The sequence below is a fragment of the Nocardia sp. NPDC058658 genome, assembly GCF_042716665.1.
Lineage (GTDB): Bacteria > Actinomycetota > Actinomycetes > Mycobacteriales > Mycobacteriaceae > Nocardia.
The window spans coordinates 165,762-182,384 of record NZ_JBHXRR010000012.1 but is presented as its reverse complement, the minus strand read 5'-3'; the positions used below and the strand labels follow the sequence as shown (position 1 = coordinate 182,384).

General features: G+C 68.7%; 14 protein-coding genes. 6 read left to right on the top strand and 8 right to left on the bottom strand.

Translation table 11 applies throughout. The features are described from left to right. Positions 1-325 precede the first annotated feature (325 nt). The 4 genes from bioD to ACFWUP_RS19205 all read right to left on the bottom strand — a co-directional run bounded on the left by bioD (position 326) and on the right by ACFWUP_RS19205 (position 4,025). On the bottom strand, positions 326-1,006 hold the full coding sequence (gene bioD, locus ACFWUP_RS19220) for a dethiobiotin synthase (protein WP_379236013.1): 681 nt from the start codon (positions 1,004-1,006) through the stop codon (positions 326-328). After that, on the bottom strand, positions 1,003-2,157 hold the full coding sequence (locus ACFWUP_RS19215) for an 8-amino-7-oxononanoate synthase (RefSeq protein ID WP_379236011.1): 1,155 nt from the start codon (positions 2,155-2,157) through the stop codon (positions 1,003-1,005). The genes bioD and ACFWUP_RS19215 overlap by 4 nt, the downstream gene beginning before the upstream one ends. A 68-nt stretch (positions 2,158-2,225) precedes the next feature. Further along, positions 2,226-3,503: an adenosylmethionine--8-amino-7-oxononanoate transaminase gene (locus tag ACFWUP_RS19210; RefSeq protein WP_379236009.1), complete on the bottom strand. Its 1,278-nt coding sequence runs from the start codon at positions 3,501-3,503 to the stop codon at positions 2,226-2,228. A gap of 60 nt (positions 3,504-3,563) precedes the next feature. Further along, positions 3,564-4,025, bottom strand: a complete 462-nt coding sequence (locus ACFWUP_RS19205) for a MarR family winged helix-turn-helix transcriptional regulator (protein WP_379236007.1) — start codon at positions 4,023-4,025, stop codon at positions 3,564-3,566. A gap of 35 nt (positions 4,026-4,060) precedes the next feature. On the opposite strand from ACFWUP_RS19205, the gene ACFWUP_RS19200 reads away from it, so the two are divergent. The 3 genes from ACFWUP_RS19200 to treY are packed head-to-tail and all read left to right on the top strand — an operon-like array spanning position 4,061 to position 9,194. Further along, on the top strand, positions 4,061-4,597 hold the full coding sequence (locus ACFWUP_RS19200; protein WP_379236005.1) for a cupin domain-containing protein: 537 nt from the start codon (positions 4,061-4,063) through the stop codon (positions 4,595-4,597). A 58-nt stretch (positions 4,598-4,655) separates the two neighbouring features. Next, positions 4,656-6,758, top strand: a complete 2,103-nt coding sequence (glgX, locus tag ACFWUP_RS19195) for a glycogen debranching protein GlgX (protein WP_379236003.1) — start codon at positions 4,656-4,658, stop codon at positions 6,756-6,758. A gap of 48 nt (positions 6,759-6,806) precedes the next feature. Beyond that, entirely contained in the window at positions 6,807-9,194 is a 2,388-nt protein-coding gene (treY, locus tag ACFWUP_RS19190; RefSeq protein WP_379236048.1) for a malto-oligosyltrehalose synthase, read from the top strand. 74 nt (positions 9,195-9,268) lie between these two features. Here the strand turns inward: treY and ACFWUP_RS19185 are convergent, their stop codons facing one another. Both ACFWUP_RS19185 and ACFWUP_RS19180 read right to left on the bottom strand, forming a co-directional pair. Continuing rightward, positions 9,269-9,691, bottom strand: coding sequence for a hypothetical protein (locus tag ACFWUP_RS19185; protein ID WP_379236001.1), 423 nt, complete (start codon positions 9,689-9,691; stop codon positions 9,269-9,271). Positions 9,692-9,730: 39 nt separating this feature from the next. Continuing rightward, the gene (locus ACFWUP_RS19180; RefSeq protein ID WP_379235999.1) at positions 9,731-10,084 is read right to left on the bottom strand and encodes a nuclear transport factor 2 family protein; all 354 of its coding nucleotides are present in this window, start codon (positions 10,082-10,084) and stop codon (positions 9,731-9,733) included. Positions 10,085-10,241: 157 nt separating this feature from the next. Here ACFWUP_RS19180 and ACFWUP_RS19175 point away from each other — a divergent pair, with 157 nt between their 5' ends. Then, entirely contained in the window at positions 10,242-13,160 is a 2,919-nt protein-coding gene (locus ACFWUP_RS19175; RefSeq protein ID WP_379235997.1) for an AAA family ATPase, read from the top strand. Here the strand turns inward: ACFWUP_RS19175 and ACFWUP_RS19170 are convergent, their stop codons facing one another. Then, complete coding sequence (locus ACFWUP_RS19170; RefSeq protein WP_379235995.1) at positions 13,161-13,376, bottom strand: hypothetical protein; 216 nt, start codon at positions 13,374-13,376, stop codon at positions 13,161-13,163. Positions 13,377-13,473: 97 nt separating this feature from the next. Between ACFWUP_RS19170 and ACFWUP_RS19165 the strand changes: the two genes are divergently transcribed. After that, positions 13,474-13,908, top strand: a complete 435-nt coding sequence (locus ACFWUP_RS19165; RefSeq protein WP_379235993.1) for a nitroreductase family deazaflavin-dependent oxidoreductase — start codon at positions 13,474-13,476, stop codon at positions 13,906-13,908. A gap of 90 nt (positions 13,909-13,998) precedes the next feature. Then, positions 13,999-15,351 (top strand): threonine ammonia-lyase IlvA, encoded by a 1,353-nt coding sequence (ilvA, locus tag ACFWUP_RS19160; RefSeq protein ID WP_379235991.1) that lies wholly within the window; start codon positions 13,999-14,001, stop codon positions 15,349-15,351. On the opposite strand, the gene ACFWUP_RS19155 is transcribed toward ilvA, so the two are convergent. Then, positions 15,352-16,602: a serine hydrolase domain-containing protein gene (locus ACFWUP_RS19155; RefSeq protein WP_379235989.1), complete on the bottom strand. Its 1,251-nt coding sequence runs from the start codon at positions 16,600-16,602 to the stop codon at positions 15,352-15,354. Positions 16,603-16,623 lie beyond the last annotated feature (21 nt).

The following is a 16,623-nucleotide window of genomic DNA, read 5'->3' as shown; positions in this document are numbered from 1 at the left end:
TGACCGGGGGGTACATGAAAGATTGGAACCAATAACTAATTATTGGCACTGACATTCATCGACACACTATTGAGTTCTCAAAGAACACACGCACACACTTCTACCCGACATCTTCTCGAAGGGGTTTCGGTGAGGCAAGAGTTCAAACCTAGCTCACGGCTACACCCGGAAGCAAGTCCCGAAGCATGTAACCCTGAACACATGATCAGTCAGGCGCTCAACGTCCTACCTCGTGTCTCGAACCGCTGGGCGGCTGAGTCGGTGTCCGTGTCGCTCTGACTCGAATAAAGTTACGTGCCGACCAACGCGAAGTCAAATCGGCTGGTCAAGGGCGGTTTTCACGCAGTAGATCGGTGGTGAACCAGCTCGGCGCGGCCGCGGTGAAGCGGTCACGGTCCCACTGTCCCGCGCCGGCGGGGATCGTGCCGACCACCGGGGTCTGGGTGACGCGCGGAAGATCGTCGCGATTGCACTGCGCGGCGAGGTCGGGGTCGGTCGGCCAGGAGCCGATGACCAAGCCCGCACACGGAACACCGGCCGCGGCGAGAGTGCGCGTGGTGAGTTCGCTGTGGTTGAGGGTGCCGAGCCCGGCCGCGGCGACGACCAGCACGGGTGCGCCGATCTTCTGCGCGAGGTCGAGCAGGGTGAACTCCCCCATGCGCACCAGCAGTCCGCCCGCCCCTTCGACCAGTACGAGGTCGGCATCGGCGAGCGATTCGACGCCGGCGACGGTATCGCTCAGCGTCAGTAGTGGCATGGCAGCGCGGCGGGCGGCGGTGTCGGGGGCGAGCGGTTCCGGGTAGCGGGCGAGCTCGAGGGTGCGGCTCACCCCGGTCAGACGGGTGATCTCGGCGAGGTCGCCGGGTTCGCCGGGGGCGATGCCGGTCTGGGCGGGTTTGCAGACGGCGACGGTGCGGCCCGCGGCCTGTGCGGCGGCGGCCAGTGCCGCGGTGACGATGGTTTTGCCGACGTCGGTCGAGGTGCCGCTGATCAGTAGGACGGTCATGCCGTCACCGATTCCTTGCCGCGAGCCGATGCGAGGACATCACCCAGGACCTCGGCGATCGTCGCGAGTTCGGCGGGGGTGAGGTCGGCGCGGGCGGTGAGGCGCAGGCGCGAGGTGCCTTCGGGGACCGACGGCGGGCGGAAGCAGCCGACGTCGAGACCGCGGGCACGGCAGGCTTGCGCGGCGTCGAACGCGACCTGGGCTTCGCCGAGGACGACCGAGACCACCGCGGAATCGGGATCGGCGACGTCGGCGATCCGGGCGATGTCGGCGGCGCGGTCGAGGACGCGGGTGGCCATCGAAGGATCGCGGCGCAGCAGCGACAGTGCGGCGCGGGCGGCACCGACCGCGGCAGGGGCCAGGCCGGTGTCGAAGATGAAGGTGCGGGCGGCGTCGATGAGGTGGGCGCGGATCCTGGCGTCGGCCAGGACAACCCCACCCTGGGCGGCGAACGCCTTCGACAGGGTCGCGGTGACGATGAGGTCCGGTTCGCCTGCCAGGCCGAGTTCGTGGACGAGTCCCCGGCCACCCGCGCCACGCACACCCAACCCGTGGGCCTCGTCGACGATCAGGATGGCGCCGTTCTCGCGGGTGACGCGGTGGAGGTCGGCCAGTGGCGCGAGGTCGCCGTCGGCGCTGAAGACCGAATCGGTGAGGACCAGCGCGCGTTCCTCGGTGCGCTCGGCGAGCAGTCGTTCGACCGCGTCGACATCGCGGTGGGGTGCGATCGCGACTCGTGCACGGGAGAGCCTGCACGCGTCGACCAGCGAGGCGTGCGAGCCCGCGTCGGAGACGACGAAGCTGCCGCGTCCGGACAGCGCGGTGACCACGCCGAGGTTGGCGGCGTAACCGGTGGCGAAGACCAATCCTGTTTCAGCGCCGACGAATTCGGCCAGTTCGAGTTCCAGGAGTGCGTGCTCGGTGGTCGTTCCGGTGACCAGGCGCGAGCCCGTGGCGCCCGCTCCCCAGCGGCGCACCGCCTCGATCGCACCCTCGACGACCTCGGGGTGCCGGTGCAGGCCCAGGTAGTCGTTGGAGGCGAGGTCGATGGCGGGCGACTCGGCGGCGCGCTCGCGCAGATGCCTGCGTAGCCCGGCGTCGACCCGTTCGGCCGCACGCTCGTCCAACCAGCTCAACGGATCCTTACTCACAGTTGAGGAGCATACTTGAACACCGTTCAGGAGGTGGGGGCTCCTGGCGAACCGATCAGCCGCGATGGTCACGCGACCGAAGCCTTCACTGCCGCACTCACGGCCTCGGTGACGACGGCGATGTCGGCCGAGGTGCTGATGAACGGGGGCATTGTGTAGACGTTGTTGCGGAAAGGCCGCAGCCAGGCGCCCGCATTCACCGCGGCGTCGGTGGCGGCGCGCATGTCGACGGGTTCGTCGAGTTCGACGACGCCGATCGCGCCGAGCACCCGAACCTCGGCGACGCCGGGCAGTTCCGCGAGGGGCGCGAGGCCCGCGCGCAGCTCGGTTTCGATCCGGGCCACTTCCGCGCGCCAGTCCCGCGACAGCAGCAATTCGATCGAGGCGACCGCCACGGCACAGGCCAGCGGATTACCCATGAAGGTCGGCCCGTGCATCAGCCCGCCGTGCGCGGCGCTGATCGCCTCGGCGATGCGGGAGGTGCACAGCGCGGCGGCCAAGGTGAGATAGCCGCCGGTCAGTGCCTTGCCGACGCACATCACATCGGGCGCGACGACCGCGTGGTCGGCGGCGAACAGCTCGCCGGTGCGGCCGAATCCGGTGGCGATCTCGTCGAAGACGAGCAGGACCTCGTTGTCGTCGCAGATGCGGCGCAGTTCGGTGAGGTAGCGCGGGTCGTGCCAGCGCATGCCGCCCGCGCCCTGCACGACCGGTTCCACGATGACCGCGGCCAACTGGTCGCGGTGGGTGGCGACCGCGCGTTCGAGTTCGGCGACGTAGCCGGGTTCGAAGTCGCGCGGCGGGGCGGGGGCGAAGATCTGCTCGGTGAGGACGTCGGTCCACAGCGCGTGCATGCCGCCGTCGGGGTCGCAGACGCTCATCGGCGCGAACGTGTCGCCGTGGTATCCCCCGCGCCAGGTCAGCATCCGGTTCTTCGCCGGGCGTCCGACGCTGCGCCAGTACTGCAGGCACATCTTCGTCGCGACCTCGACCGATACCGAGCCGGAATCGCAGAGAAAGACCTTGTCCAGGCCGGCGGGCGTGATGTCGACCAGCAGCTGGGCGAGGCGGGTGGCCGGTTCGTGGGTGAGCCCGCCGAACATCACGTGACTCATTCGCTGCGATTGCGCGAGCAGCGCCGCGTCCAGGACCGGGTGGCAGTAGCCGTGCACCGCCGCCCACCACGAACTCATCCCGTCGACGAGTTCGCGACCGTCGGCGAGGGTGAGTCGCGTGCCCGCCGCGCTGGCCACCACCAGCGGCTCGGTGGTCGCGGGGAATCCGCCGTAGGGATGCCAGACGTGTTCGGCATCGAGGGCGGTGATCTGCTCGGGGCTCAGGTCCACAGGTTTCCTCGTCGTCGCCCGGGGCCGTCGAGACGACAGCCTTGAACACCGTTCAAGTTATCACCTCCTGTCGTCGTCGGGCCGGGTGTCGACGTGATTCGCGACCGCGGTGGGCAGCCGGGCCAGCGCGTCACGGACCGTCGACAGCGCCTCCGCGCCGAGTTCGGCGGCGATCGCTTCTTCGATTCGCTGGATGTGCCGCCCGGCCGACACGACCGCATTCCGGCCCGACGACGTGAGGACGATCAACCGCGCGCGCCGGTCGGCCGGGTCGGGTGCGCGCTCGACGTATCCCTTCTTCTCCAGGTACGTGACCAGCTCCCCCATCGACTGCTGGGTCATCCCGGCGGCCTCGGCCAGCGCGGTGACCCGGGAGCCGCCGGGCGCCAGGTACCGGAACACCGCGTAGTGCGCGGGGCGCAGATCGGAGCCGAGTTCCGCGCGCAGCATCGGGTTCAGCGCGCGCTCGTAGGCGTCGGCCGCCTGGACCAGCAGTTTCAACAACGAGGAATGTTCAGCCATTGACATAATAGGAAGGTTACCTTTATATCTGGATGATGGCTGACATCGGATCCGTCCTCACCTTCCGCAACGGGCATCGGGTCACGCTCGTCGACCGCGGCGCCGACGAGCGGGGCGCCTATCTGCGCCTCGAACACGTGCTGCCGCATATCGGCAGGGAGGCGGGCCCGCACTGGCATCCCGAGATCAGCGAAACCTGGACCGTTCGTGCCGGTCAGGTGCGGTTTCGGGTCGGTGGAGAGGACATCGTCGCGAAGCCGGGCGACACCGTCACCGCCGCCCCGCGCGTCGTCCACGAGTTCTGGAACGAATCGAACGACACCGTGCTGGACCATGTGGTCCGCCCGCCGCTGCGGCACTGGGCGATGTTCGAGTTCTGGAGCGGCCTCGACAACGCGAACCGGACGACGGCGAGCAAGCTGCCGCGTAACCCGCTGGCCCTCGGGCTGCTGTGGGAGTACCAGGACGGCTATCTGGCCGGTCCGCCCGCATTCCTGCAACGACTGATCTTCGGCGGATTGGCCGGGTTGGCGCGGCGCACCGGCTACGCCCGGCGGTTGCGGGCCCGCTGACCAGCGGTGCCGGTCACATCGTGCGCGGTGGGCGGCGGGGTTCCATTACTGTCGTAGCATGTCGAGCCCGAACGACCGTCCCGAGGTGTGGCCGGGCACCGCGTATCCGCTCGGCGCGACCTACGACGGCGGCGGCACGAACTTCTCGGTGTTCTCCGAGGTCGCCACGAAGGTCGAGCTCTGCCTGATCGCCAAGGACGGCTCCGAGACCCGCGTCGATCTCGACGAGGTCGACGGTTACGTCTGGCACGCCTACCTGCCCGCCGTCATGCCGGGTCAGCGCTACGGCTTTCGCATCCACGGCCCCTACGATCCCGAGCTCGGCCTGCGGTGCGATCCCAGCAAACTGCTGCTCGATCCGTACGGGAAGGCGTTCGATGGCGAGTTCGTCAACGATCCCTCCCTCTATACCTACGGACTGGATTCGCTGGGTCACACCATGACCGGGGTGGTGATCAACCCGTTCTTCGACTGGGGTCCCGACCGGCCGCCGAATCGGCCCTATCACGAGACGGTGATCTACGAGGCGCACGTCAAGGGCTTGACGATGACGCACCCCGACATCCCGGAGGATCTGCGCGGCACCTATGCGGGCCTGGCGCATCCGGCGATCATCGGGCATCTGAAGTCGTTGGGGGTCACCGCGATCGAGCTCATGCCGGTGCACCAGTTCTTCCACGATCACGTGCTCACCGATCAGGGCTTGCGCAATTACTGGGGCTACAACAGCATCGGGTATCTCGCGCCGCACAACCAGTATTCGGCCCGGCCGCGTGGCGACGGCGCGGTGGCGGAGTTCAAGGCGATGGTGCGGGCGATGCACGCCGAGGGCATCGAGGTGATTCTCGATGTGGTCTACAACCACACCGGCGAGGGCAACCACAACGGGCCGACCCTGAGCCTGCGCGGCATCGACAATGCGGCGTACTACCGGCTCGAAGAGGACGACCCTGAGCACTACAAGGACTACACCGGCACCGGCAACAGCCTCAATGTCCGGCACCCGCACACGCTGCAGCTCATCATGGACTCGCTGCGGTACTGGATTCTGGACATGCACGTCGACGGCTTCCGCTTCGACCTCGCCGCGACCCTGGCCCGCGAATTGCACGATGTGGACCGGCTTTCCGCGTTCTTCGACCTGGTGCACCAGGACCCGGTGGTGAGTCAGGTCAAGCTCATCGCCGAACCGTGGGACGTCGGCGAAGGCGGCTACCAGGTGGGCAACTTCCCCAGCCTGTGGACCGAGTGGAACGGCAAATACCGTGACACGGTGCGTGATTACTGGCGTGGGGAGCCTGCGACGTTGGGCGAGTTCGCCTCTCGGCTCACCGGGTCGTCGGATCTGTACGAGTCGACGGGTCGCAGGCCGGGTGCCAGCATCAACTTCGTCACCGCGCACGACGGCTTCACGCTGCGAGACCTGGTGTCCTACAACGAGAAACACAATGATGCCAACGGGGAGGGCAACCGGGACGGTGAGAGCCACAACCGGTCGTGGAACTGCGGTGTCGAAGGTGAGACCGACGATCCGCGGGTGCTCGCGTTGCGTGCGCGTCAGCAGCGCAATCTGCTGGCCACGCTGATCCTGAGTCAGGGCACGCCGATGCTGGCCCACGGTGACGAGATCGGCCGCACCCAGCTCGGCAACAACAATGTGTACTGCCAGGATTCGCCGTTGGCGTGGATGGACTGGACGCTGGCGGAAACGAATGCCGACCTGCTCGAATTCACTCGGACGGTGATCGCGTTGCGCACCGAACATCCGATCTTCCGGCGGCGCCGATTCCTGGCCGCCGGGCCGAGCGACGACCAGGGGCACCGGCGCGAGATCGCCTGGTTCGCGCCCGCGGGCAACGAGATGACCAACGACGACTGGGACAGCGGTTTCGGGAAATCCCTGGCTGTGCTGCTCGACGGCGACGGCATCGCCGAACCCGGCCCGCGCGGTGAACGCATCACCGACGACTCATTTCTGCTGTGCTTCAATGCGCACGACGAGGCGATCGATTTCGTGCTGCCCGGCCCGGAATTCGGTGCGCAGTGGTCGCTCGCCCTTGATTGCTCGACCCCGACCGGCGCGGCCGACGCCGTGTACACCGCCGCGGCGACGCTGCCGGTGGCCAGCCGCTGCCTGCTCGTATTGCGCCGAACCGCCTAGCCGCCGAACGAGACGATGACCGAAACCTACGTGACCGACCCGCTGACCATGCTGCATCGCGCGCCCGTGCGGGCAGGCACCGTGCGCAGCACCTACCGACTGCAGTTGCGCCCCGACGCGCTCACTTTCGCCGATGCCCGTGCCATCGCCGAATACCTGCAGCAGCTGGGCGTTTCGCACCTGTACCTGTCGCCGATCCTGACCGCGGCGCACGGGTCGACGCACGGTTACGACGTCACCGATCCGACCACGGTCTCGGCCGCGCTCGGTGGGCCGACGGGCCTCAAGGCGCTTTCGGACGAAGTGCGCAGTCGCGGAATGGGATTGATCGTCGACATGGTGCCCAACCATGTGGGCGTCGCCGATCCTCGACAGAATCCGTGGTGGTGGGATGTGCTGCGCAACGGCCGGAAGTCGAAGTACGCCAGGTACTTCGACATCGACTGGAGCCCGGGCAACGGTGCGGGTGGGCGGCTGGCGCTGCCGGTGCTGCAGAACGAGAACGACCCGGCCGCGCTGACCGTCGACCGGTCGGGGCCCGAACCCATGCTGGCACTGCACGATCTGCGATTCCCGATCGCGGCAGGCACTGACGGCGACAACGCATTGCGCATCCACGACCGCCAGCACTACCGCCTCGTGAGCTGGAAGGCGGGGGTGTGCACGTATCGACGGTTCTTCGCGGTGAGCAGCCTGGCGGCGCTGCGGCAGGAGGACCCGGAGGTGTTCGAGGCGACGCACCGCGAGCTGGCGGCCTGGTGCGAACACGATCTGATCGACGGCGTCCGGGTGGACCATCCGGACGGATTGTCTTATCCGAGTGCGTATCTGACGCGGTTGCGCAGGCTGATCGGACCGCAGCGGCTGCTACTGGTGGAGAAGATCCTCGCCAACCGCGAACCACTGGACGCGACGCTGCCGATCGACGGCACCACCGGGTATGACGCGCTCGCCGATCTCGGTGGGGTGCTGATCGATCCGGCGGGCGAGACGACGCTGACCGAGCTGTCCCAGCACGTCGCGGGACACGGCAGCGACCGGTCGTGGTTCGGTGAGACCGAGCATCGGATCAAGCGCGCCGTCGCCGAAACCATTCTGGCGCCGGAGATCCGGCGGTTGGTGGCCGCGATCAAGCGCGACGGCAACGCGGGCAGTTTCGACACCCTCGCGGTGACCAACGCGACCATCGAGGTGCTGGCCTTCATGCCGGTGTACCGGGTGGACTACGCGCCGCTGGCGGGGATGACCGCCGCAGTTGTGGCCGAGGTGGAAAAGCGCAATGCCGAACTGACGGCGCCGCTTTCGGTGCTGGTGACCGCATTGTCGGTGGGTGGTGAAGCGGCGACCAGGTTCTCGCAGGTGTGCGGAGCGATCACCGCGAAGTCGGTCGAGGACACCATGTTCTATCAGGGTGCGCGGCTGGTGTCGCTGCAGGAGGTGGGCGGTAATCCGGCGCGCTTCGGGCACACCGTCAACGACTTCCACCTCTCCAACAGTGAACGCGCGCAACGCTGGCCCGCGACCATGACGACGATCTCGACCCACGACACCAAGCGCGGCGAGGATGTGCGCGCCCGGATCGGGGTGCTGTCGCAGGTCGCCGATGTGTGGTCACAGCGGGTGCGTGGATGGTTGGAGACGACCCCCGCACCTGACGGCGCGACGGCACTGTTCTTGTTGCAGAACATGTTCGGCGTCTGGCCTGCCGACGGGCGACCCGCGTCGTCGGTGCCGGGACTGCGGGATCGGCTGCACATGTTCGCGGAGAAGTCGATTCGTGAGGCGGGGACGAAGACCTCGTGGGAGGAGCCCGACGCGGAATTCGAATCGGCCGTGCACGGCTGGCTCGACGCGGTGATCGACGGCCCCGTAGGTACCGGAATCGGTGACCTGGCACATGAACTCGCGCCGCACGCGTGGTCGGATGCGGTGGCGCAGAAGCTGTTGCAGCTGGGCGCGCCGGGGATTCCCGATATCTATCAGGGGACCGAGTTGTGGGAGGACTCCCTCGTCGATCCCGACAATCGGCGCCCGGTCAACTTCGCGACCCGGGTCGGGATGCTCCAATCACTCACCGACACACCGACTCTGGATACCACCGGGGCGGCGAAGATGTGGGTGGTGGCGTATGCGCTGTGGTTGCGCCGGGAGCGGCCGGAGTGTTTCGTCGGCGGAATGTACCGGCCGCTGTATGCCGCCGGTGAGCACGCGCATCGGTTCGTCGCCTATGGGCGGGGTCCTGCGGGTGAGGCGCCGGAGGTGATCGTGGCGGCCACCCGGCATTCGGTGGGGCTCGCCGCGACGGGCTGGCTCGATACCACTTTGCCGCTGCCACAGGGCAATTGGACCGATCGGCTGACCGGCAGCACTTATGCGGGTAGCGCCAGATTGGAAAAGCTGTTCGCTCGCTTGCCGGTTGCCCTGTTGGTGCGCTGAGCATCTACCCGTGGGACCCGCCGCGGGCACGAGGAAGGGCCGAAGCATCGCGCTTCGGCCCTCTCGTGATCGGCTCAGCGGCTGCGACGCAGGCCGAGGAACTGCAGGGCAGCGAAACCGCCGACAGTCGCCGACTGCATGACGGCCCACACCGCACCGACCGTGGTCAGTCCGAGCGCGCCGGTCACCAGAGCCGCAAGACTGGCCACCACCCAGGCGGTGTTGCCGATCGCCACTGCCGACGCCGCCGCACGGTTCGTGCGCGCCGGTCGACCGACGAGCGCGACGCCGATGCCGTAGGCGGTGAGGAAGGCGCCGATCGCGAGGCCGACGGTGGCGTCGAGGCCGAGCAGGCGTTCCAGTGGTTGCGCCAGCGCCAGGTAGGCCAGGCCGTTGGCGGTGGTGACGACGGCGTCGAGACGAAGGGACAGACGCAGCAGGTTCTCGCCGGAGGCGAACAGTGCGGACAGGCGGGAGGGAGTGGTGGCGGTGGTCATGGCGAATCTCCTTGGGTGCGAAATGAATTGGAGCCTGGGTCAGGCGGCGGGGACCTGGTCGAGGAAGCCGTAGACGCTGTCGATGCGGCCGTCGGTGAGGACCGCGACGTCGAAGCCGATCACTACGGCGGGGGCGTCGGCGGGGCCGAGACCCCAGGTGAAGCGGACCTGGTCGTGGTGGGCGTCGACGGGACCGGCGAGGGTGAAGGTCCAGTCGGGGAACTGGGCTTGGACGCCGGCGATGGCGGCCTCGAGTTCGGCGTGGCCGGTGACCGCGACCAGCGGGTCCACGTAGCGGGCGTCCGGGGTGAACAGGCGGGCGACGGCGGAGCGGCGGGCAGCGGGCTCGCGGGTGTTCCATGCTTCCAGGTACTGCGCGACGACGGTGTTCATCTCGACCTCCGATATAGGCTTTGAGCTGGTGTTTCGCTGGTTGTTCCTGCGATGGATACAACGTTATGGCGCAGTGGGGGTCGGTCGAATCAGTCGCCTATAGGTACTTTTTCCGTCGCAGCTACTGGCGGTACCGGTACGGCGATACGGTGGAGCCATGCTGCACGGACGCGCGATCGAACAGGCCAGGATCGATGACCTGCTCAGCGCGGCGCGCGCGGGCCGCAGCGGGGCCTTGGTTTTGCGCGGTGAGGCCGGAATCGGGAAGACAGCGCTGCTCGATTACGCAGCGACGCAAGGCATTCCGACCGTGCGCAGTGCGGGCATCGAGTCCGAGGCCGAATTGCCTTTCGCGGCACTGCATCTGCTGGTCCGGCCGGGTATGGAGCTGGTGCGGCAACTGCCGTCGCGGCAGCGGGACGCGCTGGAGGCGGCATTCGGGCTCGGCGACGGTGCTCCCGCCGATCGGATGCTGATCGGGCTGGCGGTGCTGACCCTGCTCGCCGACGAGGCGGCGCAGGGGCCGCTGCTGTGCGTGATCGACGACGCGCACTGGCTCGACCAGGCCAGCGCGGAGGCGCTGTTGTTCGCCGCGCGAAGGCTCGACGCCGAAGGGGTGGTGATGCTGTTCGCGACGCGGTCGGGTCCGCAGGATTTTCCCGCACCCGGGCTGACGGAACTCGCGCTGTCGGGTTTGCGTCCCGATGCGGCGGCGGCGCTGCTCGATGCCGGGACAACGCCGCTGAGTCCGGCAGTGCGGTATCGATTGCTCGCCGAGTCGGGCGGTAATCCGCTTGCGCTGCTGGAACTTCCGAGTGTGATCGGCGAGGGTGCTGATGCGAATCCGTTGCCGTTGACGCAGCGGTTGCAGCTGGCCTTCCACGGCCGGGTCACCCGCCTGCCCGCGGCCACGCGGACCGTCCTACTGGTCGCGGCGGCGGCAGGCGCGGCGGACCTGGCGCCGATTCTGCGTGCCGCTGCCGATCTCGGTGCGTCGCTGCGGGATCTGCAACCCGCGCAGGATGCGGGGCTGATCGGCACCGACGGACAGATGCTGACCTGGCACCATCCGCTGATGCGGTCGGCGGTGTACCAGGGCGCCGCGCTTACCGACCGCCTGTCGGCCCATCGGGCCCTCGCCGACGCACTGACCGATGTCGCCGATCTGCGTGCCTGGCATCTCGCCAGTGCCGCAACCGGTCCCGACGAAGACACCGCGACCGCACTGGAGCGAACAGCTGACAGTGCCCGACGCCGCCACGGCCTCCACGCCGCCGTCGCCGCCTACGATCGCGCGGCCGCACTGAGCATCGACACGAACGCCCGCGTGCGCCGGCTCGTCCTCGCCGCCGAGTCCGCGACGGAGGCAGGCCTCACCGGCCGCGCCGAGCGACTGGCCGAGCGAGCCGTTTCCCTGGCGAGCGATCTCCGCACCCAGGCGCTCGACGAGTCGGCATCGCCTACCTCGCGCCCCGGTTCGTCATCCGGCAACTCCCGGCTCCACGGGGAGCACGCGTCACTACCGGACGACCCCTGCTCGGGCAGCACTGAATTCGACGTCAGTCCGCGGGCAGCCGAAGTCCCCGACAGCCGAGTCGCCGACGGCCCGGACGGGAAGACCTCGCGATCGGGCGAACGAGAACCATGGGGCGGCGCGGCGGCCGAGGTCGATGGCACCGGGTACGGCCTGCGACTGGATTTGGTGCGGGCACAGGCCGAATTCGCCAGTGGCAAGCCGGGTTCCGCGCATCGGCGGTTGATGGCGGCAGCCGTGGCGGTGCGGGAGACGGATCCTCGTGGCGCGGCGCAGATTCTGACCAAGGCTGTGCACACCGCGTGGTATCTGGGGCCTGAGGAGCTCGACGAGGTTGCCGCCGTGTTGGCGACGCTGCGGCTGGTGGACGACGATCCCGCGACGCCGATCGCGCGGTACCTGACCGGGTCGGTGACGGGGAAGCGGGTCGCTGACCTATGGGAAGCGGCGGCGGCTGCCAAGGCGAGCGGGGCCGACAGTCCGGCTGATCTCGTGCAATTGTGCGGCAGCGGTCTGGTTGTCGGCCAGGACGAGCAGGTCGAGGAGTTGGCAGGCGAGTTGATCAGGGAGGGCCGGGAGCAGGGGCGGATCGGGGTGCTGGCGCCGCTGCTGTTCTTCCGGGCCGAGGGGTTGCTGTTCGGTGGGCGGCCGAAGGAGAGCCGGATCGCGGCCGAAGAGGGGTTGCGGATCGCCCGCGACATCGGGCAGGCGCACTGGGTCAGTCAGATCCACGCCTTCCTCGCGTATCTCGCTGCGCTACAGGGTAATTCGGACTCGTGTAGCGACCATGCCGGTCGTGCGGTGGCCGAGGAGTTCGGTGGGCCGGGCGCGGTCGGTGCGTCGTGGGCGCATGCGGCCGTGGCGCTGCTGGCACTCGGCGAGGGCAGGCTGGAGCAGGCGCGGACGGAGCTCGCGCACATGAGGGTCGAACCGGCTCGACACCACGTGATCGGGCTGCGCACACTCCCCGATCAGATCGAGGTGGCGGTTCGCCTCGGCGCCACCGAGCACGCGGCCGAGGCTCTCGAGCGGCTCACCCACTGGTCGCAGCGGGCCGGACAGGAGTGGATCGCGGCGCTGGCGGCCCGCGGACGTGCGCTGCTGGCCGAAGGATCGGACGCCGAACAGCATTTCCTGACCGCACTCACCGCGAACCGGCCGTTCGACGAAGCCCGCACCCGGCTGCTCTACGGCGAATGGCTGCGCCGCGACAAACGCAAAGTCGACGCGCGTACCCAACTCGAACAGGCGATGGCCCTGTTCGATCGGCTCGACGCGGCGCGGTGGAGCGAACGCGCCCGCACCGAACTCGGGGCGCTCGGGGTCGGAACCGGTGCGCGGGCGGACGGCGGACCGCTGAGCTCGCTCACCCCGCAGGAGTCACAGATCGTGCGGCTGGCGGCGCAGGGCTTGTCGAATCGGGAGATCGCGGCGCGGCTGTTCCTGAGCCACCGCACGGTCGGCCATCACCTGTACAAGGCGTATCCGAAGCTGGGCGTGCTCTCGCGCGGCGAGTTGAGCGCACTCGACCTGACGGAGTGATCAGCTGCGTGACGCGGTGCGGGTGGCGCCGACGGTCCAGCGGACGGCAGCAACCGCGGCCGCTGCCAGCACCGCGACCTGCGGCGACCCGACGATCAGCAACAACAGCGCACCGACCACGAGCGCGGCGACGAGCGCCTCGAGCTTGTAGACCGGCCAGGCGCTCCCCGCGATGTCGACGGTCGCGGATGCTGCCGGTGAGGTGAGCACTGCCATGCAGACCAGGATAGGCGCACATCGAAGTTCGGGCCACCAAACTTTCCCGAGTGACCCTGTCGGGAACATCACATAGCGTTGATTCGTTGTGCAGGTCATGCCATTGACAGGAGAGTACGCACCGAGCACCTCGGACTGGGCACGCGAACAGGCCGAGGCTTATGAGAATTCCGGCGGCACCGAGGGCACCTCGATGCAAGGCAAGCCCGTCATCCTGCTCACCACCAAGGGCGCCAAGACCGGCAAGCTACGCAAGACGCCGCTGATGCGGGTCGAGCACGACGGTGAGTACGCCGTCGTGGCCTCGCTGGGCGGGGCGCCGAAGAACCCCGTCTGGTACTACAACATCAAGGCCGATCCGCACGTCGAACTGCGCGACGGCACCACCACCAAGGACTACACCGCCCGCGAGGTCTTCGGCGAGGAACGTGCGCGGTGGTGGGAGCGCGCGGTCGCCGTGTGGCCCGACTACGACGAGTACACCGAGAAGACCGATCGCGTGATCCCGGTCTTCGTCCTCACCCCGCGCTGAAACCCGCAGGTGGGAGCCCACTCGCCGGCACTGTGACGGCGGGTGGTTCCACTGATCGAGCGTGGCGAGGGCCTCGGTAACATTGTCGAGGTGCCCCCCATCGCTGACGTCGCCGAAGTGTCCGTAATCCGTCCGCCGCTGACCGCGGACGAGATCGACGCCGCCGCCAAGCGAATTGCCGACATCATCGAGCCGACCCCGCTGCAGTACAGCCCGCGACTGTCGGCGAGCACCGGCGCGCAGGTCTACCTCAAGCGCGAAGACCTGACCGCGGTCCGCTCCTACAAGCTGCGCGGCGCCTACAACCTGATGGTGCAGCTCACCCCCGCCGAGCGCGCGGCCGGTGTGGTGGCCGCCAGCGCGGGTAACCACGCGCAGGGCGTGGCCTTCGCGTGTCAGGCGATGGGTGTGCGCGGGCGCATCTATGTGCCGACCACCACCCCCAAGCAGAAGCGTGATCGCATCCGCGTGCACGGTGGCGAGTTCGTCGAGTTGATCGCGGTCGGCGAGACCTATGACGCGGCCGCCGCGGCCGCCGCCGACGATGTCGCCCGCACCGGCGCCACCATGGTGCCCCCGTTCGACGACGCCCGCACCGCTGCGGGCCAGGGCACCATCGCCGCGGAATTCCTCGAGCAGCTCGGCACCGCGCCCGACCTGGTGATCGTGCCGGTCGGTGGCGGCGGCTGCCTGGCAGGCATCGGTACCTACCTGCGCGAACGAGCACCGCAGACCGGACTGCTCGGTGTAGAACCCGCCGGTGCGGCTTCGCTCACCGCGGCGCTGGTGGCCGGTGCCCCGGTGACGCTGCCCGAGATCGACCCGTTCGTCGACGGTGCCGCCGTGCGCCGCATCGGCGAACTACCCTACCGCGCGGCCGCGTCGTTCGGCGGAAAGATGGTCTCGCACGCCTCGCTGCCACTGCTCACGACACCCGAATCCGCTACCGGCACAGCACCTTTCCGGGTGATGCTGATCGACGAGGGCGCCATCTGCACCGCGATGCTCGACCTCTACCAGAGCGAAGGCATCATCGCCGAGCCCGCGGGCGCATTGGCCACCGCGGCGCTGGCCGAGATCGATGTCGAACCCGGCAGCACCGTCGTGGTGCTGGTCTCGGGCGGCAACAACGATGTCTCGCGCTACGGCGAGATCATCGAACGCTCGCTCGTGCACCGCGGTCTCAAGCATTACTTCCTGGTCGACTTCCCGCAGGAACCCGGTGCGCTGCGCCGCTTCCTCGACGATGTCCTCGGCCCCGACGACGACATCACCATGTTCGAGTACGTCAAGCGCAACAACCGCGACACCGGGGCGGCGCTGGTCGGCATCGAACTCGGTGCGACCGACGACCTGGCCTCGCTGATGCATCGCATCGAGGAGTCCCCGATCCAGGCCGAACGCCTGGAACCGGGCTCCCCCGCCTACCGCTACCTCACGTAGTCAGGCCGCCGCACGGTCCGCACGGCGCCGGGGTTCGCGGCTCGCGCGCACACTCGACAGCACCAGCGGCAGCAGCCAGCCCATGGCGAACTGGTCGTAGGGCAGCAGGATCTGGTCGAGGCGGTTGTGCACGTAGGCCACCGACAGGCCCGACTGCGGGTCGACCCAGCCGAATGAACCGCCGAGGCCGATGTGACCGAAAGCGTGCCGGGCGCCGGGCACGGGCAGCGAGTGGTACCCCAGATGCCACATCATCGGGAGGTAGAACAGCGCGTGGTCGAGCCGGTAGGTCTGGATCCGGCGGATTGCGGCGTGCGTGCCCGGCGACAGGAACGGCGAACCGTCGACGGTGACGCCGTCGGCCAGCGCGGCGTACATCTTCGCCAGTCCGGCGGCGGTCGCGACACCGTTGCCCGCGGGCATCTCGGTGCTCAGGACCGGCGGGTTCTCGCCGTCGAGGATGGCGTCGAGGCCCGGTACGAACAGGCAGCGGGCGGCCGCGCCGAGCGGTCCGGGTAACCGGAAGCCGACCTTGGCGAGGAAACCGGCTGCGAGCGGGTGCGCGGCGAAGCTCATGTGCGTGCCCGCGAGCTGGGCGTATTCGGTCGACGAGTCGGCGGCGGGGCGCCCGAGGTGGATGCCGTCGATGCCGAGCGGATCGGTGACTTCGCTGCGGATCAGCTCGCTCATGCTGCGGCCGGTGACTCCCCTGGCCAGGCCCGCGAGCAGCCAGCCGTAGGTCAGGGCGTGGTAGGTGGGGGTGCCGAGCATCCGGTCGGGTTTCGCCAGCGCGAGGCGGTCCTCCATCAGCTCGTGATCGAGGGCTTCGGCGGCGGTGTCGGCGACCGCGGACAGCGACGACAGGCCGGCCCGGTGGGTGAGCACGTCGGCGACGGTGATCGCACCCTTGCCGTGCGCGGCGAAGCGCGGCCAGTATTCGGCGACCGGGGCCTGGTAGTCGATCAGTCCACGATCGGCGAGGCGGTGGATGACGGTGGCGGTGACGCCCTTGGTCGCGGAGAACACGATCGGGCCGGTGTTCGCGTTCCACGGCCGGTCGCCTGCGCTGCCGATCCAGAAGTGGGCGAGAGGTTCACCGTGTCGATAGACCGCGAGTGCCCCGCCCGCGTCGCGACGGTTGCCGATCAAGGTGGCGAATGCGCGCACCAGCGGGCCGAATCCAGCCGGGGCGTAGCCCCCGACACCGGCCGGGAGGGCAGCGCTATCCTGCCCGTAAGCGTCGTTGCTCATCATCTGACTATACGGCGTTAT

Bases quoted from the DNA above. Each gene is read 5' to 3' on its own strand.
- ACFWUP_RS19175 (WP_379235997.1), top strand. From the start codon at position 10,242: ATGCTGCACGGACGCGCGATCGAACAGGCCAGGATCGATGACCTGCTC.
- ACFWUP_RS19165 (WP_379235993.1), top strand. From the start codon at position 13,474: ATGCCATTGACAGGAGAGTACGCACCGAGCACCTCGGACTGGGCACGC.
- ACFWUP_RS19185 (WP_379236001.1), bottom strand. From the start codon at position 9,691: ATGACCACCGCCACCACTCCCTCCCGCCTGTCCGCACTGTTCGCCTCC.
- ACFWUP_RS19200 (WP_379236005.1), top strand. From the start codon at position 4,061: ATGGCTGACATCGGATCCGTCCTCACCTTCCGCAACGGGCATCGGGTC.
- glgX (WP_379236003.1), top strand. From the start codon at position 4,656: ATGTCGAGCCCGAACGACCGTCCCGAGGTGTGGCCGGGCACCGCGTAT.
- ACFWUP_RS19155 (WP_379235989.1), bottom strand. From the start codon at position 16,602: ATGAGCAACGACGCTTACGGGCAGGATAGCGCTGCCCTCCCGGCCGGT.
- ACFWUP_RS19170 (WP_379235995.1), bottom strand. From the start codon at position 13,376: ATGGCAGTGCTCACCTCACCGGCAGCATCCGCGACCGTCGACATCGCG.
- treY (WP_379236048.1), top strand. From the start codon at position 6,807: ATGCTGCATCGCGCGCCCGTGCGGGCAGGCACCGTGCGCAGCACCTAC.
- ACFWUP_RS19180 (WP_379235999.1), bottom strand. From the start codon at position 10,084: ATGAACACCGTCGTCGCGCAGTACCTGGAAGCATGGAACACCCGCGAG.
- bioD (WP_379236013.1), bottom strand. From the start codon at position 1,006: ATGACCGTCCTACTGATCAGCGGCACCTCGACCGACGTCGGCAAAACC.
- ACFWUP_RS19205 (WP_379236007.1), bottom strand. From the start codon at position 4,025: ATGGCTGAACATTCCTCGTTGTTGAAACTGCTGGTCCAGGCGGCCGAC.